The following is a 23,332-nucleotide window of genomic DNA, read 5'->3' as shown; positions in this document are numbered from 1 at the left end:
CGAACGTCTAAAGCGAGTCTGACGATGGGCATGGAACACGAGATCAAGCTGGCGCTGCCGACCGATCAGGTCGGCGCGGCGACGCAATGGTTCATTCAGCGCGCGGGCGGCGCAGGCCGCACGATCACGCTGGAAAACAGCTACTTCGACACGCCGTCGCTGACGCTCGCGCGCGCAAAAAGCGCGGTGCGCGTGCGCCGCACGCCGGACGGCTGGCTGCAGACGTACAAGACGGTCGGCGCGTCGAATGGTGGTTTGCATAGCCGCCATGAGTGGGAATTGCCCGTCAAGGGCAACGCGCTCGAAATCGACGCGCTGCTCGAAGCGTGCGACGACGAGCCGTCGAAAGCCGCGTTGCGCAGCGCCCGCGACGAACTGATTCCGCTTTTCGCCACGAATTTTTCGCGGACGATCTGGCACGTGAGCGTGGACGGCGCGGATATCGAAGCAGCCATCGATCAAGGCGCGGTACTCGCCGACGTGAACGGCGAACAGCGCCGCGCGCCGATCTGCGAGGTCGAGCTGGAATTGAAGCACGGTGACGCGAGCGCGCTGAGCACGTTGTCGGCAGAACTGGCGAAGGCGGTTCACGGCCTGCGTCCCGATGACGTCAGCAAGGCGCAGCGCGGCTATCGTCTGCGCGAAGGCGGCACGACGTAACCAACGACGCGGGTCGAAAGCGGCAGCAAACCTGCAAGCGAACGCGACGAACCTTGAGTGCGTCCGCGTTTGCTGCCACACTAGCCCGCCATGAATTCCGCAAAACGCTCCCGCATTCCGCCGACGCAGCCGTCGCTTTTCACCGACGACGACACCAGCGCCGCGCCTTCCCCCACTGTCGACACCCAGAATACCCAGACGCTCGAATCGCAATTCGAAGCGTTGCCGCCTGCATGGCGTGCGCATCTGAAGCCGTTCATCGACAGCGACACCTACACGCCGCTGTGCCGTTTCGTCGATGGCGAGCGTGCGGCCGGCAAGACCGTCTATCCCGCCGACGTGTTCCGCGCACTGCGTCTGACCAGTCCCGACGACGTCAAGGTCGTGATTCTCGGCCAGGATCCGTATCACGGCGAAGACCGAGGCACGCCGCAGGCACACGGACTCGCATTCTCGGTGCCGCCTTCGGTGCGCCCGCCGCCGTCGCTGCGCAACATCTTCAAGGAAATCGCGGCGAGCCTCGGCTATGAGACGCCCCAGCACGGCTGCCTCGACGCGTGGGCGCGCCAGGGCGTGCTCCTGCTCAACACGGTACTGACGGTCGAACGCGATCGCGCGGCGAGCCACGCGAAGCGCGGCTGGGAAAAGTGCACCGACACGCTGATCCACGAACTCGCGATGCGTCACGAAGGGCTTGTCTTCATGCTGTGGGGCGCGCATGCGCAGGCGAAGCGTGCGTTGCTCGAAGGCAAGTCGCATTGTGTGCTGGAAGCGCCTCATCCTTCGCCGCTGTCCGCGCATCGGGGCTTTCTCGGCTGCCGGCACTTCGCGCTCGCAAACGAATTTCTGGAAGCGCACGGCCGGCCGGCCATCGATTGGCGTTTGCCGGAAACGGGCGAAGTGTTCGCCTGAAGCGCCGTCCAAGGTTCAACAGAAGCCCCAACGAAAAACGCCACGGAATCATGTTCCGTGGCGTTGTATTTTGCCGTCTCGATTCGGCCGATCACCGGATCGGACAGGCGGGCGGCTCGCCGGATGGCTTGCCGCGCGACTGCTCAGACGTCTCAGGCTGCGGCGATCGCTTCGCGTGCACCGGCCAGTGCCGCGTTCGCTGCGTCCGGGCCCATGTTCAGGCCTTCCGCGTAGATGAAGTTCACGTCCGTCATGCCGAGGAAACCGAGGAACGTCGTCAGGTAAGGCGTCTGCGAGTCGCCCGGCGTGCCGACGTACTTGCCGCCGCGTGCCGAAACCACGAACACCTTCTTGCCCGTCACGAGGCCTTCCGGACCATTCGCGCCGTACTTGAACGTGATGCCGGCACGTGCGATGAAGTCGAAGTACGTCTTCAGTTGCGACGAGATACCGAAGTTGTACAGCGGCGCGCCGATCACGACGATGTCGGCGGCTTGCAGTTCGGCGATCAGCGCTTCGCTGCGCGCTGCAATCGCTTGCTGCTCGGCCGTGCGCTGTTCCGCCGGCGTAAAGAAGGCGCCGAGAATCGCGTCGTCGAGGTGCGGCAGCGCGTCTTCTTGCAGATTGCGGACGACGACTTGCGCGCCCGGATTCGATTGTTGCAGCTTTGCCGTCAGTTCGTTGGCGAGCAGCGTCGATTGAGCGCCTTGCGAGCGAGCCGACGAGTTGATTTGCAGGATCGTGGTCATCTGTGACTCCAGTGAGGGGCGCGCTGTGTTGCGCGAGTGGAGTCATTGTGTTTTTTTACCCGCCCGGGAAAAAGTAGCGCGGCGGCGACGGATTGTTGCAACGGTAGAACAATCCGCCGCCGGGCTTTTGGCTGGCGGACGGTGAGCGGACCCTTATTGACGCCCAGCGAAGCCTTGTTGACGGTGGGCGCGAACCCTTACTTGCCGCCGAGCCAGCGCTTGCGAGCCGTCACGGCCGCTGCCCGCTTGTCATTCGCGGCGAGCTTGTAGCGCGAGACTTCGGGGCCGTCCAGCCTGACCTGCGCGACGCGCAGCTCATCGCGCCGGAACGCGTGCACCTCGACCTTCGCGCCCGGCTGATAGCGCGACAGCAGCGCGTCGAGATTCGAACCCGTCACGCGCAAGCCGTCGACGGCGATCAGCACGTCGCCCGCCGAAAGGCCCGCCTTCTGCGCCGCGCTGCCGTCGTGAACGGCCGCCAGCGTGCAGTCTGCGCCACCGCGCACCCGCGCGCCGAGCGACGGCTTGCCCTTGGGATCGACATCCGGCTCGACCGTCACGCCGAACGGCGCGAGCAGCGTGTCGAGCGGCAGATCGCGCGTGCCGCGCACGCCGTCCGCGAACAGCTCGGACAAATCGGCGCCCGTCGCTTCGGCGAACAGCGCCTCGACGTCCGCTTCCTCGATACCCTCGCCCTTGCCCTTGTAGAAATCGCGTCCATAGCGCTGCCACAGCAGGCGCATCACGTCGTCGAGCGATTTGCGGTTCTGCGTTTGCGCGCGAATCGTCAGATCGAACGCCAGCGCGACCAGCGAGCCCTTCGTGTAGTAGCTGACGATCGCGTTCGCCGCGTTCTCGTCCTGCCGGTAGTACTTGACCCACGCGTCGAACGAACTTTCGGCGACCGTCTGCTTCAGACGCCCGCTGCCGCGCAGCACGCCGCCAATCGTCTTGCCGAGCAGCGTGTAGTAGTCGGCTTCCTTGATGAGACCGCTGCGTACCAGCATCAGGTCGTCGTAGTACGACGTGAAGCCCTCGAACAGCCACAGCAGCGACGTGTAGTTCTCCTGGGTCAGATCGTAAGGCGCGAACACCGCCGGCTTGATGCGCTTCACATTCCAGGTGTGGAAGTATTCGTGGCTGCACAGACCGAGATACGTGCGATAGCCGTCCGTCGTCTCGTCACGGCCGGTCACAGGCAAATCCGAGCGGTTGCAGATCAGCGCCGTCGACGCACGATGCTCCAGTCCGCCGTAGCCATCGGTGACGGCCTGCGTCATGAACACGTAACGGTCCATCGGCGCCTTTTTCGTGCGCGGCTCGAACAGTGCGATCTGAGCCTCGCACACGCGCTTCAGATCCGCCGACAGCCGTTCCATGTCCAGCCCGATCACACGTCCCGCGATCACGATGTCATGCGGCACGCCGTGCGCCTTGAATGTGGCGAGTTCGAATTCGCCGAGCGTGACGGGATGATCGATCAGCTCGTCGTAGTTCTGTGCGGTGTATTCGCCGAAGCCGTAGCGCTTCGTCGCGCGCGCTTCCGTGAGCGCCGTCGCGACGCGCCAGTTGCGGAACTGCGGACCGGCCGGCTTCTGGATATCGACGACGCACGGTGCGCCCTCGAAGCCGAGCGGCGACAGAAACACGCTCGTGCCGTTGAAGAAGCCCGTCGTGTCGTCGAGATGCGCGGCGCGCACTGACATGTCCCACGCGTAGACCTCGTAGCGCAACGTCAGCGCGCCCTTGACGGGCGCTGCCTGCCACGCGTGCTTGTCGGTCTTTTCGATGCGCACCTTGCGGCCCGCGTCGTTGAACGCGCGCAGCGTGACGATGTTGCGCGCGAATTCCCGGACCATGTAGCTGCCCGGAATCCACACTGGCAACATGAAGCGCTGGCCCGCCGGATCGGGTTCGGCGACCGTGACGGTGACTTCGAAGAGATGGGCGGCGGGTTGCTTCGGAACGATGGCGTAGCGGATCGGCTTCATCGGCGCTCGTGTGTGGAAATTCGTGAGGAGATTCGGAAGGCTTCAAAACACAGGAGGCGCCGCGCGCCTCCTTTCAACAACATTCAGACGATGCGCGCCACTCAGCGCACCGACGACAGCGCCTTATCCAGTTCGTCTGCCGGAACCGCGCCCGGCAGGCGGCGGCCGTCCGCGAGGAATACAGTCGGCGTGCCGCTCACGTTCATCGACTGGCCGAGTGCGAGATTCTTGTCGATCGCGGCTGTATCGCAGGTTCCCGGCGCGGTCGGCGCGCGGTGATCCTGCATCCACGATTCCCACGCCTTCGCGCGGTCGGCGGAACACCAGATCGACTTCGACTTCACGGTCGAATCCGGCGACAGCACCGGGTACAGGAAGGTGTAGACGGTGATGTTGTCCATCGACTTCAGCGTCGTTTCGAGTTGCTTGCAGTACGGACAGTTCGGATCGGAGAACACGGCGATCTTGCGGCTGCCGTTGCCCTTCACCACCTTCACCGCGTTCGCGAACGGCAGGCTCGCGAAATCGATGCGGTTGGTTTCGGACAGGCGCGCTTCCGTCAGGTTCTTGCGGGTCTTCGAGTCGACCATGTCGCCGAGAATCAGATGGTCGCCCGATGCGTCGCTGTAGATGATCTGCGAGCCGAGGTTCACTTCGTAAAGGCCGTCGATCGGCGACTTCGACACGCTCTTGATCGTCGCTTCGCTGAGACGGGCCTGCAGCGTCGATTTGAGCTTGTCGGTGGTCTGATCGGCCTGCGCCGAACAGCCGAGGCCGATGGTCGCGACGGCCAGCGCCAGCGCGGCGATACGGATATGTTTCTTCATGCTGCTGCTCCTGATTCAGTTCGGCGCGCGGCCGTTTGCCGCTCGTTAGCGCCTGTGTTCAAGTTCCGCGCGCCTTGCGCAGATGGTATGCCTTGCGTGCGATCCTGTCAGACGTGCGCGCCGCCGTGCGGTTCAACGCGCGCGCCGTCAGCCGAAGCGTCAGCCCAGCGCCGCCGACACCAGCCAGCGCTTGATCAGCGGCTGCGCGCCGACGAACGCCATGCCCGTATTGCGGACCGCGCGCGCGATATTGCCGGGCAGCCCGAACAGCTTTTGCAGGCCGTCGGTGGCGATGGTCAGCGCGCGGATGTCTTCGCTGCGCGAACGCTCGTAGCGGCGCAACAGCACCATGTCGCCGATATCGCGGAACGCCTCCTTCTTCACGATCACATCGACCAGCGACGCCACATCGCGCAACCCCAGATTCATGCCCTGCCCGGCGAGCGGATGGATCAGATGCGCGGCATCGCCGACCAGCGCGACGCGCGGCGCGACCAGCCGGTCGACCGTTTGCAGCGCGAGCGGAAAGCCCTGGGCGGGTGTCACGCATTCGAGCGTGCCGAGTGCGCCCATCGTCGCGCGCTCGACTTCCGCTGCGAGTTGCGCCGGATCGAGCTTGACGAGGGTATTCGCGTGATCGGTCAGCGCCGACCAGACTAGCGACACGTGACCGTTCGGCAGCGGCAGCAGCGCGATGATCTCGCCGTCGCGGAACCACTGGTACGCGGTCTCACCGTGCGGACGCTCGGCCTTGAAGTTCGCGACGACGCCCGTCTGCCGGTAGTCGCGCCGGTTCACCTTCGAGCCGATCTGTGCACGCACCCAAGAATGCGCGCCGTCCGCGCCGACCACGAGGTCCGCTTCGAGCACATTGCCGTTTGCAAGACCGATCGTCGCGCCGCCCGTCTTGACGTCGAGTCCCTGCGCGCGCGTATCGATCCACGTGAGATTGGGCTGGAAACGCAGCGCGGCATCGAGCGCATGCTCGATCAGCGACGATTCCCCGATCCACGCGAGCTGCGGCACCGAGGCCTGAAACGCTGAGAAATGCAGTTCGGCGTGAGCGTCGCCGTAGACGCGCATGTCGTACACGGGCGCGAGCCGCGATGCGTCGAGCGCCTGCCACACCCGCAGGCGTTCGAGCAGCGCCTGCGAACTCGCGGACAGCGCGTAGACGCGCGAGTCGAACACGGCGCCGGCGGGCAGCGGCTGACAGTGCTGCGCGAGCAGCGCGACGCGCAGTCCGCTCTGCGTGAGCGCGAGCGCCGCCGTCTTGCCGACGAGCCCGCCGCCGATCACGGCGACGTCGAAAGACTGATGGTGAGCATTCATCCGGGCATTATAGCCGCGAGGGGTGGCGGGGACGGATCGGCCGGGCCGTCTTTCGAGGGCATTTTGGCTTTGTTTGACGGGGTGTTTGATGCTGGTCGGGTGCAAATGTGAGCGAGTGGGAAGGGCTCGCCCGTGGCGAGCCGGCGACAAGCGGCATGCGTGTCCACGCCTGCGCTGCCGCGAATGCAGCGCCGGACAGGGTTACAATTGCGGTTTTCGGTTATCCGGCACCCCGGCGCGCGTTTTCAGCGCGGCGGGCGTCATACGACAGTCCGCCTGTGCCGCGCCATCCGGCGAGCGGACCTGCGGGCCGCAGCCGGCATCGCGTCGCGCTGCGTGCAGCCCGTGCGGCAAGTCCGCTCCGTTCGCCGAAGCCTGTCACCACCTGATTTGTAGAGAACCTTCATGAGCCTCAAATGCGGCATCGTCGGCCTGCCTAACGTCGGCAAGTCCACCCTGTTCAACGCGCTGACCAAGGCGGGCATCGCCGCCGAAAACTATCCCTTCTGCACGATCGAACCGAACGTCGGCGTGGTCGAAGTGCCGGATGCGCGTCTGAAGGCGCTCTCCGAAATCGTCAAGCCGGAGCGCATCGTGCCCGCCGTCGTCGAGTTCGTCGACATCGCGGGCCTCGTCGCTGGCGCAAGCAAGGGTGAAGGCCTCGGCAACCAGTTCCTCGCGAACATCCGCGAAACCGACGCGATCACGCACGTCGTGCGCTGCTTCGAAGACGAGAACGTGATTCACGTCGCGGGCAAGGTGGACCCGGTGTCGGACATCGAGGTCATCAACACGGAACTGGCGCTCGCCGACCTCGCCACCGTTGAAAAGGCGCTCACGCGTTATGCGAAGGCCGCGAAGTCCGGCAACGACAAGGAAGCGGTGAAGCTCGCAGCCGTGCTGGAGAAGGTTCGCGTGCAGCTGGACCAGGCCAAGCCGGTGCGTGGCCTCGACCTGACGGAAGAAGAGCGTCTGCTGATCAAGCCGTTCTGCCTGATTACAGCCAAGCCGGCCATGTACGTCGCGAACGTCAAGGAAGACGGCTTCGAGAACAATCCGCATCTGGACGCGGTGCGTAACTATGCGGAAACGGAGAAAGCGCCCGTGGTCGCCGTGTGCGCGGCGATCGAGGCGGAAATCGCCGACCTCGCCGATGAAGACAAGGAAGTGTTCCTCGCGGACATGGGCATGGACGAACCCGGCCTGAACCGCGTGATCCGCGCCGGCTTCAAGCTGCTCGGACTGCAGACCTACTTCACGGCGGGCGTGAAGGAAGTGCGCGCGTGGACGATCCATATCGGCGATACCGCGCCGCAGGCGGCGGGCGCGATCCATACGGACTTCGAACGCGGCTTCATTCGCGCGCAGACGATCGGCTTCGACGACTACATCACGTACAAGGGCGAGCAAGGCGCGAAGGAAGCGGGCAAGATGCGAGCCGAAGGCAAGGAGTACATCGTGCACGACGGCGACGTGATGAACTTCCTGTTCAACGTCTGACGATCAATTGTCAAATGTGTCCCCGCCGCCCCGAGCGGGGTTCGCACATCACATCAGGCCGCGCTACGACGCGGCCTTTTTTTCGCCTTCGTTGCCCGCGCATCCATCGGTGCTCCGGGTAATCGCGCTTTCTCCAGTTATTCTTACGATGTTAAATTGCCCGTTCGACGACGAGACTTACACATCGAAAACTCACCGACGCTTTCCTGTCATCGACCACAACTAGAATCGCGCGACCGCGATTTCGCGCTTTCCACCATCAGGAGACTCTCGATGCATTGCAAGCCGCTGTTCCGTTCGCTGTCCGTTGCTGCCGTCCTCGGCTTCGGCGCATACCAAAGCGCCTACGCCGCTACTGAAATCCAGTTCTGGCACGCGATGGAAGCCGCGCTCGGCGAGCGCCTGAACACGATCGCCAACGACTTCAATGCATCGCAGAGCGATTACAAGATCGTCCCGGTCTTCAAGGGCACCTACGACCAGACGCTAGCGGCAGGCATCGCCGCCTATCGCAGCGGCAACGCGCCCGCGATCCTGCAGGTCTACGAAGTGGGCACGGCGACAATGATGCAGGCGAAGAAGGCCGTCGTCCCGGTCTCCGATGTGTTCAAGCAGGCGGGCATGACGCTCGACGAAAAGGCGTTCGTGCCGACCATCGCCAGCTACTACAGCGACTCGAAGACGGGCCATCTGATCTCGATGCCGTTCAACAGTTCGACACCCGTCCTCTACTACAACAAGGACGCCTTCAAGAAGGCCGGTCTCGATCCGAACACGCCGCCGAAGACCTGGGCCGAACTCGAACAGGACGCGCAAAAGCTGAAAGCAGCGGGCATGTCGTGCGGCTATTCCTCGGGCTGGCAAAGCTGGATTCAGCTGGAGAACTACAGCGCGTGGCATGGCGTGCCGTTTGCGACGGAAAACAACGGCTTCGACGGCGCCGACGCGAAGCTCGAATTCAACAAGCCGCAACAGATCGCGCACATCACCTTCCTGCAGAAGATGGCCAAGGATGGCACGTTCACCTATGCGGGCCGCAAGGACGAGCCGGTGTCGAAGTTCTATAGCGGCGACTGCGGGATCATCACGAATTCGTCCGGCTCGCTCGCGACGATCCGCAAGTACGCGAAGTTCAACTTCGGCACGGGCATGATGCCGTACGACGCGAACGTCAAGGGCGCGCCGCAGAATGCAATCATCGGCGGCGCCAGCTTGTGGGTGCTGTCGGGCAAGGACCCTGCCGTCTACAAGGGCGTCGCGAAGTTCCTCGCGTATCTCAGCTCGGCGCCTGTCGCCGCGAAGTGGCATCAGGACACGGGCTACCTGCCCGTCACCACGGCCGCCTACGAACTGACACAGCAACAAGGCTTCTACGAGAAGAATCCCGGCAGCGACACGGCCATCAAGCAGATGCTGAACAAGCCGCCTCTGCCGTACACGAAGGGCCTGCGTCTGGGCAACATGCCGCAGATCCGGACGATCATCGACGAAGAACTCGAACAGGTCTGGGCCGACAAGAAGACGCCCAAGGATGCGCTCGATTCGTCGGTGTCGCGCGGCGACGAGCTGCTGCGCCGCTTCGAGAAAGCGGGTAGTTGATCCGCGCGTTAATTCACGCACCGGGCGTGCCTTGCTGCGAGTCATGACGCGTGGCAAACCAGGGCGCGCCCGCCTGGTCACTTTTGAAAGGGACGTCGATGGACAAGCGCTCCCGCTTCGGCACCGGCTTGCTGCCGTACCTGCTCGTCGCGCCGCAGCTCGCGATCACGCTGCTGTTCTTCCTGCTGCCTGCGGGTGAAGCGCTCTGGCAATCGACGCAGACGCAGGACGCCTTCGGCACGTCGAGCGAATTCGTGGGCTTGGGCAACTTCAAGCAGCTCTTCGCCGACCCGCTGTATCTCTCGTCGTTCGAAACGACGCTGATCTTCTGCACGCTCGTCACCGTGTGCGGCCTCGCGATTTCGCTGCTGCTCGCCGCGTGCGCCGATCGTGTGACGCGCGGCGCCAAGGCCTATCAGACGCTGCTGATCTGGCCGTACGCGGTGGCGCCCGCGATCGCCGCCGTGCTGTGGTCGTTCCTGTTCAATCCGAGCATCGGCCTCGTCACGTACTCGCTCGGCAAGGCGGGCATCGTGTGGAATCACGCGCTGAATCCGGGGCAAGCGATGTTCCTCGTCGTGCTCGCGTCCATCTGGAAACAGGTCAGCTACAACTTCCTGTTCTTCTACGCGGGCCTGCAGGCGATTCCACGTTCGCTGATCGAAGCGGCCGCGATCGACGGCGCAGGGCCCGTGCGTCGCTTCTTCGGCATCGCGCTGCCGCTGTTGTCGCCGACCACGTTCTTCCTGCTCGTCGTCAATCTCGTCTACGCGTTCTTCGACACTTTCCCGATCATCGACGCCGCAACCGGCGGCGGTCCCGGCCAATCGACGCGCACGCTGATCTACAAGATCTTCGCCGAAGGGTTCCAGGGACTCGACATCGGCAGTTCGGGCGCGCAGTCGGTCGTGCTGATGCTGATCGTCGTCGGGTTGACCGTCGTGCAGTTCCGTTTCATCGAGCGGAGGGTTCAATACTCATGATCGAGAATCGCCGCGGCTTCGATATCTTCTGCCACGCCGTGTTGATCGTCGGCGTGCTGCTGGTCGTGTTTCCCGTCTACGTCGCGTTCTGCGCGGCGACGATGAACGAGCACGAAGTGTTCAGCGTGCCGCTGTCGCTGGTGCCCAGCACGCATCTGTTCGAGAACATCGCCAACATCTGGACGCACGGCACGGGCAACGCCGCCAGCCCGTTCGGCACGATGCTGCTCAACAGCCTCGTGATGGCGCTCGTGATTGCGATCGGCAAGATCGCCGTGTCGATCATTTCGGCATTCGCGATCGTGTTCTTCCGCTTTCCGGGCCGCAACGTCGCGTTCTGGCTGATCTTCATCACGCTGATGCTGCCCGTCGAAGTGCGCATCTTTCCGACGGTGCAGGTCGTGTCGTCGATGCATCTGAGCAATACGTACGCCGGCCTCACTTTGCCGCTGATCGCGTCGGCCACCGCGACGTTCCTGTTCCGCCAGTTCTTCCTCACGCTGCCCGATGAACTGATGGAAGCGGCGCGCATCGACGGCGCGGGGCCGCTGCGTTTCTTCTGGGACGTCGTGCTGCCGCTGTCGAAGACGAACCTCGCGGCGCTCTTCGTGATCACCTTCATCTACGGTTGGAATCAGTATCTGTGGCCGATCCTGATCACGAACGAGCAGTCGCTGACGACGGCTGTGGTCGGCATCAAAAGCATGATCGCATCGGGCGACACCGCCACCGAATGGCATCTGGTAATGGCGGCCACGCTGCTCGCGATGCTGCCGCCGCTCGTCGTCGTGCTGACGATGCAGCGCTGGTTCGTGCGCGGTCTGGTCGATGCTGAAAAATAAGGATAAACAGTCATGTCTGCACTGACGCTCAAGGGCGTGAAGAAATCGTACGACGGCAAGCAGAATGTTCTGCACGGCATCAACGCGGATGTCGAGGACGGTGAATTCGTGGTGATGGTCGGGCCGTCGGGCTGCGGCAAGTCGACGTTGCTGCGGATGGTCGCGGGACTCGAAGCGATCACGGAAGGCACGATTTCGATCGACGGCAAGGTCGTCAACGAATTGGAGCCGAAGGACCGCAACATCGCGATGGTGTTTCAGAACTACGCGCTCTATCCGCACATGACGGTCGCGGAGAACATGGGCTATGCGTTGAAGATCGCGGGACTGCCGAAATCGAAGATCGAATCGCGCGTTTTGACCGCGGCGAAGATTCTTGAACTCGAACCGTTGCTTGCGAGAAAGCCGCGCGAACTGTCGGGCGGACAGCGGCAACGTGTGGCGATGGGGCGTGCGATCGTGCGCGAGCCTGCCGTGTTTCTGTTCGACGAACCGCTGTCGAATCTCGACGCGCGTCTGCGCGTGCAGATGCGGCTTGAAATCCAGCGTTTGCATGGGCGGCTCAAGACGACGAGTCTGTACGTGACGCACGATCAGGTCGAAGCGATGACGCTGGCGCAGCGGGTGATCGTGATGAACAAGGGACACGCTGAGCAGATCGGTGCACCGACCGAGGTTTATGAGCGGCCTGCTACGACATTCGTGGCGGGATTTATCGGCTCGCCGGGGATGAATTTGCTGAGCGGCTGGGTGTCGGAAGATGGCGCCTTCTTCGAAGTCGCGGGTGAAGGGCCAAAGCTCCCGCTCGATGGCGTGCCTTGCATCGGCCGCGAAGTCGCGAACGGGCGTAGCTGCGTGCTCGGTATCCGGCCGGAGCATATGGCGCCCGGTTTGGCCTCTGACACGTCATCGGCGACGCTTGCAGTCGATTCGTGCGAGCTACTCGGTGCCGATAATCTCGCGCATGGGCGCTGGGGAAAGCATGATGTCACCGTGCGGTTGCCGCATGGGCACCGGCCTCGCGCCGGTGAAATGCTGTCGGTCGCCTTGCCGGCGGGGCATTTGCATTTCTTCGATGAGGAAAGTGGGCGGCGGTTGAACTGAGGTTTTTTCTGTCTGCGACGCAGTCGCCATTCTTGCCTTCTCGGCGCGGGCTTCGCCTTTTGGTTTTCGCTCTGCGCTTTCGCTGGCGTCCGCGCTTTCGTAGTGGTTGTTCAGGCGTTGCCCCTGTGCGGGGCGGCACTTACTTTCTTTGCCGCCGCAAAGAAAGTAAGCAAAGAAAGCGGGCTCACACCGCCAGCCCGTGTTTTTGCCTGCGGGCCCCCAACGGGTCCCGCACTCCACACGGCATCACGCTGATTTGCGCCCGTTGCCAACGCCTTGAACTGGCGCATCACCCACTCCAATTACCCGCAGGCAGCCAGCGGCAGCGACTCGTCTGCGCCGCCCAGGTGGCAAACTGTGTGTAGGTGATCGCACCACATGCGTTGGCACTCCTACGACACCGATCCCGCTTTTCAGTCCGGAGTGGTGCACTTCCATCGCGACGGCCTACACACAGTTTGCCACCTGGGCGGCGGTGGACGTTTGGTAGCTCGGTCTGTGACGCGGGAGTGCGAAGCGGGTGATGCGTGAGTTAGCACGCTGGCAACGGGCGTGAAATACCGCGATGCCGTGCGAAGGACGGGGACGTCGAGAGACCTTGGGCAATCGCAAGAGCTAGCGGTGTGAGCGGCTTTCTTTTGCCTACTTTTCTTTGCCGCTGCAAAGAAAAGTAGGTGCCGCCCCGCACAGGGGCAACGTCAGCAGACCAGAAGCAAAACGCGGATGCCCGCAAAAGCGAAAGCGCTGAGCAGAAACCAAAAGGCCCAGCCCGCGCCGAGAAGGCAAAACACGGCGACTGCGTCGCAGACAAAAAGCCAGAACGAAGCCCAGCGAGTTCAAGAAGTACAATGCCACATCCATCCGCCCCAACCGGCGCCGAGCACGCGCAGTGCCAAACCCCATTCCATCTGTCAAGCAAAAATGGCCCAATACGTCTTCACCATGAACCGGGTCGGCAAAATCGTGCCGCCCAAACGCCACATTCTGAAAGACATCTCGCTGTCGTTCTTCCCCGGCGCGAAGATCGGTCTGCTCGGCCTGAACGGCTCGGGTAAGTCCACGCTGATCAAGATCATGGCCGGCGTCGACAAGGACATCGAAGGCGAAGCCACGCCGATGCCGAACCTCAACATCGGCTATCTGCCGCAGGAACCGCAGCTCGATCCGCAAAAGACCGTGCGCGAAGCCGTCGAAGACGGCCTCGGCGACGTCTTCCAGGCGCACAAGAAGCTCGACGAAATCTACGCCGCCTACGCCGAGCCGGACGCCGACTTCGACGCGCTCGCCGCCGAACAGGCGAAGTACGAAGCTATCCTCGCGACGTCGGACGGCGGCAGCCCTGAACAGCAGCTCGAAGTCGCCGCAGACGCGCTGCGCCTGCCGCCGTGGGACGCGAAGATCGAACACCTGTCGGGCGGCGAAAAGCGCCGCGTCGCACTGTGCAAGCTGCTGCTCGAAAAGCCCGACATGCTGCTGCTCGACGAACCGACCAACCACCTCGACGCCGAATCCGTCGAATGGCTGGAGCAGTTCCTCACGCGCTTCCCAGGCACCGTCGTCGCCGTCACCCACGACCGCTACTTCCTCGACAACGCCGCCGAGTGGATTCTCGAACTCGACCGCGGCCACGGCATTCCGTGGAAAGGCAACTACAGCAGCTGGCTCGACCAGAAGGAAGACCGCCTGAAGCAGGAAGAAGCGTCGGAATCCGCGCGTCAGAAAGCAATCAAGAAGGAACTGGAATGGGTGCGCCAGAACCCGAAGGGCCGTCAGGCAAAGTCGAAGGCGCGTATCGCCCGCTTCGAGGAACTGAACAGCCAGGAATACCAGAAGCGCAACGAAACCCAGGAAATCTTCATCCCCGTCGGCGACCGCCTCGGCAATGAAGTGGTCGAATTCAAGAACGTCAGCAAGTCGTACGGCGATCGCCTGCTCATCGACAACCTGAGCTTCAAGATTCCGGCAGGCGCGATCGTCGGCATCATCGGTCCGAACGGCGCCGGCAAGTCGACACTGTTCCGCATGCTGACGGGCAAGGAACAGCCGGACTCGGGCGAAATCGTTCAGGGTCCGACCGTCAAGCTCGCGTATGTGGATCAGAGCCGCGACGCGCTCGACGGCTCGAAAACCGTGTTCGAAGCGATCTCCGGCGGCGCAGACGTGCTGACGGTAGGCAAGTACGAAACGCCGTCGCGCGCGTATATCGGCCGCTTCAACTTCAAGGGCGGCGACCAGCAGAAGATCGTCGGCAACCTGTCGGGCGGCGAACGCGGCCGTTTGCATCTGGCGAAGACGCTGATCGCCGGCGGCAATATGCTGCTGCTCGACGAACCGTCGAACGACCTCGACGTCGAAACGCTGCGCGCGCTCGAAGACGCGCTGCTCGAATTCGCCGGCTCGGTGATGGTGATCTCGCACGACCGCTGGTTCCTGGACCGCATCGCGACGCACATCCTCGCGTTCGAAGGCGATTCGCAAGTCACCTTCTTCGACGGCAACTACCAGGAGTACGAAGCGGACAAGCGCGCGCGCCTGGGCGAAGAAGCGGCCCGTCCGAAGCGTCTGCGCTACAAGCCGATCAGCCGTTAAGCGTTCGTTGCACGACCATCCGCAATCGGGCCGCGCTCGCGGTTCGATGCGGACGGCATAAGAGTTGCTCCCCAATCCTCGCAGGATCGCATACGGTCCTCGTAGTTTTCCGATGCAGGCCTTCGCTGCCTGCGCCGCGCCTCGCGTGCACTCTTGTGCATCCTGCGCGGCACTCCGCGACACATAACCCGAACCACGGCCTGACAAGGACGAGGAGGTGGCATGGCGATGTCGAAGAGCAGCCGTGTGTTAGCGGCCATCGCAGGCGCGATCGTGCTGCTCGTCGTGCTCGCGCTGGGCGGATTGTATTTCGTGCAACGCGAAGTGAAAGCACGCGTCGTCGATGCGCTCGCGCCCGTTGGCACGGCTGACTCGATCGACGTTGGCTTTTCGGCGATCACGCTGCATCGTGTGCGGCTGACGGCGCCGAAAGACTGGCCGACGCCCGACGCCCTCACCGCCGACGAAATCACCATGACGCCCGACGTTCGCGATTACCTGTTCGCGCATCGGATGCATCTGCAGAGCGTCGTGGTTCGCGGCTTCAATCTCGCGCTCGTGCGCACCGCGAGCGGCAGGCTGGAAATTCTGCCGAAGCTGCGTGACTCGATGAGCCAGCCCGCGCAACCGGCAAGCGAGGCGAGTGGCGCCGTGTCGAACAAACCGCCCTTACCCGCCGAGAAACTCATCGACCACATCGCGTTCGCGGACGGCCAGTTCGTCTTCTACGACGAGACGATCAGCAAACCGCCGTACAAGGTAGTCGTCAGCGATGCGAGCGCGAGCGTCGACCACATCCATCTGCCCGACCTCACCGAGCCGACCAGTCTTTCGATGAAAGGCGCGATCAAGGGTCCGTCACACACCGGCCGCGTGACGTTCGACGGCTGGATGACAATCGCGAGCAAGGACTCGAAGACGACCACGACGCTGCACGGCGTCGACGTCGTCACGCTCGATCCGTATCTGTTGAAGAAGGCCGGCGCGAAGACGCAGGTAACGGGCGGCACGCTCGACCTCAATCTGCAGGCCACGGTGACGAGCTATCACATCCATGCGCCGGGCACGATCACGCTGCATCATCTGCAACTAGCCGAAACGGATGATCCGCTCGATACGTTCATGCAGATACCGACGCGCGCCGCCGTCGCCGCATTGAAAAAACATGGCGACGACATCACGCTGCACTTCACGATCGACGGCAACCTGCGCGATCCGAAGTTCAAGCTGAACGAAAGCGTGATGACGGAGTTGCGCGCGAACTTCGCGAAGGCGCTGGGTGTCAGCGCCGAGGGCGTCGCGAAGGGCGCGGGAGAGACGGTGAAGGGCTTGGGCAACGCGCTGAAAAATCTGCTTGGGCAATAACGCCCCTTCAGCGCGGCCTTCGTCGGCTCAGACGGGCAAACCGAGTTCGCGCAGTTTTGCTTCCGTCTGCGCGGCGTCCGTGTGATGCACGCCGTGCCAGCCGAGTTCGGTCGCGGCGCGCGCGTTCGCGATGTTGTCGTCGATAAAGACGAGTTCGTGCGCTTCGATGGCCGGCAGATGCGCGCGAATCCGGCGCAGCATCTCGGCAAAGATGGCGGGATCGGGCTTGACCATCTTCACGCGCCCCGACACGACGATGTCCTTGAAGCGCCGCAGCACAGGGTAATGCTCCCACGCATACGGAAAAGTCTCGTCCGACCAGTTCGTCAGGCCGAACAGCGGCACGTTCGCGTCTTCGAGCTTTTCGACGGTGGCGACGCCATCGTCGAGCACGCCCGCGACCATTTCATGCCAGCGCTCGTAAAACGCGCGAATCAACGCTTCATGCTCGGGAAACTTCGCGACCAGCTCGGCCGTGCCTTCCGCGATCGGCTGGCCGCCGTCCTGGCGGACCACCCAGTCCATCGTGCAGACGTTCGACAGAAACCATGCGCGCTCGGCGTCGTCGGGAATCAGCCGGCGATACAGATACTGCGGGCTCCAGTCGATCAGCACGCCGCCGAAGTCGAACACGACTGCCTTGATGCTCATGCGAACTCCGTTTGCAGAATGTCGGCGAGAGGGCGCACCTTGACGCGCCTGCCCGTCATCGACGAGTTGGACCAGACGAAATTCTGGTGCTCGACGATCTTGTCGGCGGCGAGATGCGGCTTGTCCTGCGTCGTGTGCAGGTCCGCGACGACCGTCGTGCGCAAGCCGAGCAGTTCGGCGCGCCGCGCCGTAGCGTTCACACAGAACTCGGACGCGTAGCCGCATATCAGCACGCTATCGATGTCTTTTTGACGAAGCTGATCCGCGAGCGGCGTCTCATGAAACGAGTCGCCGACGGTCTTGTAGATGGATGCGTCCGCTTGCTCGCGAACAAGTGCCGCAGGCAATTGCCACGCGTCGCTGCCGCGCGCGAGCGGTCCGTTCGCGTCGCTCTCGTGCTGCACGAAAAAGACGGGCGCGTTCGCCTTGCGCGCGGCCGACGTGAGCCGGTTGATGCCGTCGATCACTGCCTCGCCGCGATACGCGGGCGACGGCCCGCTGAAGAACATCTGCTGTACGTCGATCACGATCACGGCAACACGGGACATGCGAGCCTCGCTATTCATTGGTCGTTTCTTTCTGGGGCAAAGCTGGCGGCATCGAGCGAGCCGCCGTTTCGCGGCGGCTCGTCAGCGCAGCGTCAGACCGGCTGCGTACGGGTTTCGAGCCACGCCTTCGCGTCACCCGACACGCGCGGCGAGACGCGCTCGCGCACCATCGCGTGATATGCGTTGAGCCACGCGCGCTCGTCGTCGCGCAACAGGTTCAGCGCGACGCAGCGCGTGTCGATCGGGCACAGCGTCAGCGTTTCGAACTCGAGGAAATCGCCGAACTCGGTCTTTTCAGCCTCGCGGTTCAGCACCAGATTCTCGATGCGGATGCCCCACTTGCCCGGCCGATAGAGACCCGGCTCGATCGACGTGATCATGCCCTCTTCCATCGCCGTCCAGCTTTCGGCGGGCGCGTAGTGCGAGATCACCTGCGGGCCTTCATGAACGTTCAGGAAGTAGCCGACGCCGTGACCCGTGCCGTGGCCGTAGTCCGCGCCCGCTTCCCAGATCGGCGCACGCGCGATCGAATCGAGCATCGGCGAACGGATGCCGCGCGGAAACTTCGCGCGCGACAACGCCATCGTGCCCTTCAGCACCGTCGTGAAGTCGCGGCGATGTTCGTCCGTGATCGTGCCGACGGGCACGACGCGCGTGATGTCGGTCGTGCCGCTCAGATACTGGCCGCCCGAATCGATCAGCAGCAGGCCGTTGCCTTCGATCGTCGAATGCGACGCGGGCGTCGCGCGATAGTGCGGCATCGCGCCGTTCGCATTGAAGCCGGCGATGGTCGCGAAGCTCAGCGTGACGAAACCCGGCTGGCGTGCCCGCGCCGCCGTCAGCTTTTCGTCGATGGTCAGTTCGGTGACTTTTTCGCGGCCCAGCGCGCCTTCGAACCACGCGAAAAACTCGGCCAGCGCAGCACCGTCCTGCTCCATCGTCGCACGCACGTGCGCGGCTTCCGCTTCCGTCTTGCGCGACTTCAAGAATGTGGACGGATTCACCGACTCCACGATCGCCACCGACCCCGGCACCGATTGCAGCAACCCGAACGTGATGCGGCGCGGGTCGATCAGCAGCGTCTGTCCGTTCGGCAGCGCGGCGAGCGCATCCGCCGCCTTCGCGTAGGGCTCGACCTTGATGCCGTCGCGTGCGAGCGATTCGGCGAGCTGCGCGGGCACCTTGCCGTCCACCACGAACAGCGATGCACGCTCCAGCCCGATCAGCGCATGCGCGACGAACACCGGGTTGTAGTTCACGTCGGCGCCGCGCAGATTCAGCAGCCAGGCGAGGTCGTCGAGCGTCGAGATGAAATGCCACTGCGCACCCTTCTCCTGCATCGCACGGCGGATCTGATCCAGCTTTGCCGCGCGCGACACGCTCGCGTGCGGCGCGACGTGTTCGTAGACGGCCGCCGTCGGCAGCGACGGACGCTGCGGCCAGATGCTATCGAGCAGATCGAAATCGGTGCGCAGCTTCACGCCGCGCGCTTTCAGCGCGTCGTTCAGCGCACGCGCCGCCGCGACGCCGAGCACCGCGCCGTCGACGCCGACCGTCGCGCCCGACGGCACGTTCTGCGCGAGCCAGTCGATATGCGGCGCCGTCTGCTGGCCACCGAACATCTTCATCAGCTGAATGCCCGTGCCCGCCAGTTGCGTTTCGGCCTGAACCCAGTAGCGGCTGTCGACCCACAAGCCCGCGAAATCCGCCGTCACGACCAGCGTGCCGACCGAGCCGGTGAAGCCGGACAGCCATTCGCGCCCTTGCCAGCGGCCGGGCAGATATTCGGAAAGATGAGGATCAGCCGATGGCACCAGCCAGGCGGCGAACCCTTCCTGCTTCATTGCGCTGCGCAGTTGCGCGATGCGCTCAGGAATCGAGGCGGTTTCGGAGAGTCGTACGTTCATCGGTTTCACCTGCAAGAATTCATCGACGGGAAAACAGGCCGACCGTCACGGCAACGGCAACCAGCGCGATAGCAGTGCAGACGGGCCACTCGAGCGTGTCGCCGTCGTGGAAAAGCTGAATGACATTGCCTGCCATGTGCGCGATCACGGCACCCGCCACGCCGACCAGCATTGCCAGCCACAACGCGACGCGGCTCGCGCGCCTCAGCGGATGCAACCACCAGCTGGCTGCGCCGACGACGGCGCCGAGGATGATCAGTCCCGGCCAGCCCATCAGCACGCACCGCCCGTCAAATTAAGACTGCTCTGATAGGCGGCTGTTTTATCGATGGTTAGCATTTTTTTCTCATTCACCAGAAGGTCTGCACGGCTTTCTGCGTAGCGGTTGAGTTTAGGGGCCGGGGTAAGGTTAAGCAAGCTGAAAGCCTCCGCGCCAGATCGCTGCGCCCATCCCACCATCCATGCGAATCGCCCTTATTGAGCCTGACCTCCGGCACGCGGAAATAGTCGGCCGGCTCCTGCTTGCCGGGGGCCACGCCTGCCACCACTTTCCCGCCAGCGCGCCCTTTCTCGCGGGCGCCGAACACGAATTCTTCGATCTCCTTGTCACCGACGCGTTTTGCGGCGACGCCCCCGCGGAAGACGTTATCGTGCGTGTGCGGCAGGTTCTGCCGGGCCTTCCCGTCGTCGCCCTGATGAACGCCCCGCGCGAAAGCGAACTGGTCGCGATATTGCAGGCAGGCGCCGACGACTGCCTGTCCAAGCCTGTACGCGGCCCCGAAATGCTCGCCCGCATCGAAGCGCTGATGCGCCGCGCCGGAATCCGCCGGCCGCGTAACCGCGTGCGCGAGATGTTCGGCGAATACGCGTTCGATGCCGGCCGCTCCATCGTCAGCTTTCGGGGACAGAGCATCACGATGACACCGAAGGAACTCCAGTTCGCGCTGTTGCTGTTTACCAATATGTCGAGGCCGGTGTCTCGGGCGCATATCCTCGAAACGGTGTGGTCGCGCCGCCGCGACGTAAGGTCGCGTACGCTCGACACGCATGCATCGCGCATCCGCACCAAGCTCGAGCTGCGGCCCGAATTCGGCTACACGCTGACGCCGCTGTACGGCTACGGCTACCGTCTCGACCGGATTCCCGTCGAGAACCCGGATACCACGGATAAACCCTCGCCAACTGAAAGAATCGTGGAAACGCTATAATATTGGGCCTAACCATAGCCCCAATACGTCGCGCCAAAATCGCCGTAGCGTCCCCGTGCAACTGCTAACGATCGGAATCAATCACCACACCGCGCCTGTCGCCCTGCGCGAACGCGTGGCGTTTCCGCTCGAACAGATCGCGCCGGCGCTGTCGACGTTCAAGGACATCTTCCTCGGCCGCACGGCTCGCACCGCCCCGGAAGCGGCGATCCTCTCCACCTGCAACCGCACCGAACTCTACTGCGCCACCGACGACCACGCAGCCCGCGAAGCCGCGATCCACTGGCTGTCGAAGTACCACAACATCGGCATCAACGAACTCGCGCCGCATGTTTATGCGCTGCCGCAATCTGAAGCCGTGCGCCACGCGTTTCGCGTCGCGTCGGGGCTGGACTCGATGGTGCTGGGTGAAACGCAGATCGTCGGCCAGATGAAGGACGCCGTGCGCACGGCAACGGAAGCCGGCGCGCTCGGCACGTATCTGAACCAGTTGTTCCAGCGCACTTTCGCGGTCGCGAAGGAAGTCCGCACCACGACTGAAATCGGGGCGCAATCGGTTTCGATGGCTGCGGCGGCCGTGCGCCTCGCGCAGCGCATTTTCGACAAGGTGTCGAACCAGCGCGTGCTGTTCATCGGCGCGGGCGAAATGATCGAACTGTGCGCGACCCACTTCGCCGCGCAGCAGCCGCGCGAACTGGTGGTTGCGAACCGCACGGCCGAACGCGGCCAGCGCCTCGCCGAGAGCTTCAACGGCCGCGCGATTCCACTGTCCGAATTGCCGACGCGCATGCACGAGTTCGACATCATCGTGTCCTGCACGGCGTCGACGCTGCCCATCATCGGTCTCGGCGCCGTTGAGCGTGCAGTAAAAGCGCGTCGTCACCGCCCCATTTTCATGGTCGATCTCGCGGTGCCGCGCGACATCGAACCGGAAGTCGGCCAGCTCGAAGACGTGTTTCTGTACACCGTAGACGATCTCGGCGCGATCGTCCGCGAGGGCAATGCCTCGCGGCAAGCCGCCGTCGCGCAGGCAGAAACGATCATCGAAACGCGCGTGCAGAATTTCATGCAGTGGCTGGACGCACGCAGCATCGTGCCCGTCATCCGCCACATGCACACCCAGGCCGACGCGCTGCGCCGTGCCGAAGTCGAAAAGGCGCAAAAGATGCTCGCACGCGGCGACGATCCGACCGCCGTGCTTGAAGCGCTGTCGCAGGCGCTGACCAACAAGCTGATCCATGGTCCGACGCACGCGCTCAACCGCGCCAGCAGCGAAAACCGCGACCAGCTCATCGAGTTGATGGGCGGCTTCTACAAACACGCTCACTCTTCTTCCGAGCGTTAGCGGCGCTTCTCGCCGCGGCAGCGCGCGGGTGGCCGACCAGGCCCGCACGGTGCTTCATCTGCAGTGACACGGGTGCTTCCACCCGCTTCCCCGAATCCAGCCGTTCTTTCCGGACCCCGCTCCGACCGCCCCAATGAAAACGAGCATGCAAGCCAAGCTCGACCAGCTGACCACACGGCTGGCCGAACTGAACGACCTGTTGAGCCGCGAAGACATCACGGCGAACATCGATCAATACCGCAAGCTCACGCGTGAGCACGCGGAGTTGCAGCCGGTCGTCGAGCAATACGGTCTGTGGCGTCAGACGATGAACGACGCGGCCACTGCGCAGGAACTGCTGTCCGATACGTCGATGAAAGATTTCGCGGAAGAGGAAATCCGCGCGTCGCGGGAGCGGATGGAAACGCTCGAAAGCGAACTGCAGAAGATGCTGCTGCCGAAAGACCCGAACGACGACCGCAATATCTTCCTCGAAATCCGTGCGGGCACGGGCGGCGACGAATCGGCGCTGTTCGCTGGCGATCTGCTGCGCATGTATCTGCGTTACGCGGAACGCAACCGCTGGCAGGTCGAGATGATGTCGGCGAGCGAATCGGACTTGGGCGGCTACAAGGAAGTGATCGTGCGGATCGCGGGCGACGCCGCGTATTCGAAGCTCAAGTTCGAATCGGGCGGACACCGCGTGCAGCGCGTGCCTGCGACGGAAACGCAAGGCCGCATCCACACGTCCGCCTGCACGGTTGCGGTGATGCCGGAAGCGGACGAAATCGGCGAAGTCGAGATCAATCCCGCCGATCTTCGCATCGACACGTTCCGTGCGTCCGGCGCGGGCGGTCAGCACATCAACAAGACTGATTCCGCCGTGCGCGTGACGCACTTACCGACGGGCATCGTCGTCGAATGTCAGGACGACCGCTCGCAGCACAAGAACAAGGATCGCGCGCTGAAAGTGCTCGCGGCGCGCATCAAGGACAAGCAGTACCACGAGCAGCACGCGAAGGAAGCCGCGACGCGCAAGAGCCTGATCGGTTCGGGCGACCGTTCGGAGCGCATTCGTACGTACAACTTCCCGCAAGGCCGTCTCACGGATCACCGGATCAACCTGACGCTGTATCGCCTCGAATCGATCATGGAAGGCGATCTCGACGAACTGATCGCGGCGCTCGTGTCCGAGCATCAGGCGGAACTGCTCGCGTCGCTCGGCGACGCGGACTGAGCGG

General features: G+C 63.6%; 20 protein-coding genes. 12 read left to right on the top strand and 8 right to left on the bottom strand.

Annotated elements, in window-relative coordinates; genetic code table 11:
* Window positions 1-24 precede the first annotated feature (24 nt).
* Complete coding sequence (locus G3N95_RS19720) at window positions 25-660, top strand: CYTH domain-containing protein (RefSeq protein WP_205971739.1); 636 nt, start codon at window positions 25-27, stop codon at window positions 658-660.
* Window positions 661-750: 90 nt separating this feature from the next.
* A complete protein-coding gene (locus tag G3N95_RS19715) occupies window positions 751-1,572 on the top strand; it encodes a uracil-DNA glycosylase (RefSeq protein WP_205971738.1) in 822 nt (273 codons plus the stop codon).
* A gap of 152 nt (window positions 1,573-1,724) precedes the next feature.
* On the opposite strand, the gene G3N95_RS19710 is transcribed toward G3N95_RS19715, so the two are convergent.
* The 4 genes from G3N95_RS19710 to G3N95_RS19695 all read right to left on the bottom strand — a co-directional run bounded on the left by G3N95_RS19710 (window position 1,725) and on the right by G3N95_RS19695 (window position 6,471).
* Complete coding sequence (locus G3N95_RS19710) at window positions 1,725-2,321, bottom strand: NAD(P)H-dependent oxidoreductase (protein WP_205971737.1); 597 nt, start codon at window positions 2,319-2,321, stop codon at window positions 1,725-1,727.
* 197 nt (window positions 2,322-2,518) lie between these two features.
* The gene (locus G3N95_RS19705) at window positions 2,519-4,312 is read right to left on the bottom strand and encodes a PDZ domain-containing protein (protein ID WP_205971736.1); all 1,794 of its coding nucleotides are present in this window, start codon (window positions 4,310-4,312) and stop codon (window positions 2,519-2,521) included.
* A gap of 101 nt (window positions 4,313-4,413) precedes the next feature.
* The gene (locus G3N95_RS19700) at window positions 4,414-5,139 is read right to left on the bottom strand and encodes a DsbC family protein (protein WP_205971735.1); all 726 of its coding nucleotides are present in this window, start codon (window positions 5,137-5,139) and stop codon (window positions 4,414-4,416) included.
* A 159-nt stretch (window positions 5,140-5,298) separates the two neighbouring features.
* On the bottom strand, window positions 5,299-6,471 hold the full coding sequence (locus G3N95_RS19695) for a UbiH/UbiF family hydroxylase (protein ID WP_205971734.1): 1,173 nt from the start codon (window positions 6,469-6,471) through the stop codon (window positions 5,299-5,301).
* A gap of 405 nt (window positions 6,472-6,876) precedes the next feature.
* On the opposite strand from G3N95_RS19695, the gene ychF reads away from it, so the two are divergent.
* The 7 genes from ychF (at window position 6,877) to G3N95_RS19660 (ending at window position 16,453) form a co-directional block, all read left to right on the top strand.
* Window positions 6,877-7,971 carry a redox-regulated ATPase YchF gene (ychF, locus tag G3N95_RS19690; protein WP_205971733.1) on the top strand — a complete coding sequence of 365 codons (1,095 nt, stop codon included), beginning with the start codon at window positions 6,877-6,879 and terminating at the stop codon, window positions 7,969-7,971.
* Between the two features lie 273 nt (window positions 7,972-8,244).
* Window positions 8,245-9,570, top strand: a complete 1,326-nt coding sequence (ugpB, locus tag G3N95_RS19685; protein ID WP_205971732.1) for a sn-glycerol-3-phosphate ABC transporter substrate-binding protein UgpB — start codon at window positions 8,245-8,247, stop codon at window positions 9,568-9,570.
* A 98-nt stretch (window positions 9,571-9,668) separates the two neighbouring features.
* Window positions 9,669-10,553, top strand: a complete 885-nt coding sequence (gene ugpA / locus G3N95_RS19680) for a sn-glycerol-3-phosphate ABC transporter permease UgpA (RefSeq protein ID WP_205971731.1) — start codon at window positions 9,669-9,671, stop codon at window positions 10,551-10,553.
* Window positions 10,550-11,395, top strand: coding sequence for a sn-glycerol-3-phosphate ABC transporter permease UgpE (ugpE, locus tag G3N95_RS19675; RefSeq protein ID WP_205971730.1), 846 nt, complete (start codon window positions 10,550-10,552; stop codon window positions 11,393-11,395). The genes ugpA and ugpE overlap by 4 nt, the downstream gene beginning before the upstream one ends.
* A 12-nt stretch (window positions 11,396-11,407) precedes the next feature.
* The gene (locus G3N95_RS19670) at window positions 11,408-12,499 is read left to right on the top strand and encodes a sn-glycerol-3-phosphate import ATP-binding protein UgpC (protein ID WP_205971729.1); all 1,092 of its coding nucleotides are present in this window, start codon (window positions 11,408-11,410) and stop codon (window positions 12,497-12,499) included.
* A gap of 921 nt (window positions 12,500-13,420) precedes the next feature.
* Window positions 13,421-15,088, top strand: a complete 1,668-nt coding sequence (gene ettA / locus G3N95_RS19665; protein WP_205971728.1) for an energy-dependent translational throttle protein EttA — start codon at window positions 13,421-13,423, stop codon at window positions 15,086-15,088.
* A 222-nt stretch (window positions 15,089-15,310) separates the two neighbouring features.
* Window positions 15,311-16,453 carry a DUF748 domain-containing protein gene (locus tag G3N95_RS19660; protein ID WP_205971727.1) on the top strand — a complete coding sequence of 381 codons (1,143 nt, stop codon included), beginning with the start codon at window positions 15,311-15,313 and terminating at the stop codon, window positions 16,451-16,453.
* Between the two features lie 27 nt (window positions 16,454-16,480).
* On the opposite strand, the gene G3N95_RS19655 is transcribed toward G3N95_RS19660, so the two are convergent.
* The 4 genes from G3N95_RS19655 to G3N95_RS19640 form a co-directional block, all read right to left on the bottom strand.
* Window positions 16,481-17,104 carry an HAD family phosphatase gene (locus G3N95_RS19655; RefSeq protein ID WP_205971726.1) on the bottom strand — a complete coding sequence of 208 codons (624 nt, stop codon included), beginning with the start codon at window positions 17,102-17,104 and terminating at the stop codon, window positions 16,481-16,483.
* Window positions 17,101-17,652: a cysteine hydrolase family protein gene (locus tag G3N95_RS19650; RefSeq protein WP_205971725.1), complete on the bottom strand. Its 552-nt coding sequence runs from the start codon at window positions 17,650-17,652 to the stop codon at window positions 17,101-17,103. Before G3N95_RS19650 ends, G3N95_RS19655 begins: the two co-directional genes overlap by 4 nt.
* Before the next feature lie 92 nt (window positions 17,653-17,744).
* The gene (locus tag G3N95_RS19645) at window positions 17,745-19,559 is read right to left on the bottom strand and encodes an aminopeptidase P family protein (protein ID WP_205971724.1); all 1,815 of its coding nucleotides are present in this window, start codon (window positions 19,557-19,559) and stop codon (window positions 17,745-17,747) included.
* 19 nt (window positions 19,560-19,578) lie between these two features.
* Complete coding sequence (locus G3N95_RS19640) at window positions 19,579-19,833, bottom strand: hypothetical protein (protein ID WP_205971723.1); 255 nt, start codon at window positions 19,831-19,833, stop codon at window positions 19,579-19,581.
* Window positions 19,834-20,020: 187 nt separating this feature from the next.
* Here G3N95_RS19640 and G3N95_RS19635 point away from each other — a divergent pair, with 187 nt between their 5' ends.
* From G3N95_RS19635 to prfA, 3 genes are all read left to right on the top strand, one after another.
* Window positions 20,021-20,767, top strand: a complete 747-nt coding sequence (locus G3N95_RS19635; protein WP_205971722.1) for a response regulator transcription factor — start codon at window positions 20,021-20,023, stop codon at window positions 20,765-20,767.
* A 55-nt stretch (window positions 20,768-20,822) separates the two neighbouring features.
* Entirely contained in the window at window positions 20,823-22,112 is a 1,290-nt protein-coding gene (hemA, locus tag G3N95_RS19630) for a glutamyl-tRNA reductase (RefSeq protein WP_205971721.1), read from the top strand.
* 133 nt (window positions 22,113-22,245) lie between these two features.
* Window positions 22,246-23,328, top strand: a complete 1,083-nt coding sequence (gene prfA / locus G3N95_RS19625) for a peptide chain release factor 1 (RefSeq protein ID WP_205971720.1) — start codon at window positions 22,246-22,248, stop codon at window positions 23,326-23,328.
* The last annotated feature ends 4 nt before the right edge of the window (window positions 23,329-23,332 follow it).

The sequence above is a fragment of the Paraburkholderia sp. Tr-20389 genome (assembly GCF_017104565.1).
Taxonomy (GTDB): domain Bacteria; phylum Pseudomonadota; class Gammaproteobacteria; order Burkholderiales; family Burkholderiaceae; genus Paraburkholderia.
This window is presented reverse-complemented; position numbering and strand designations above follow the sequence as displayed.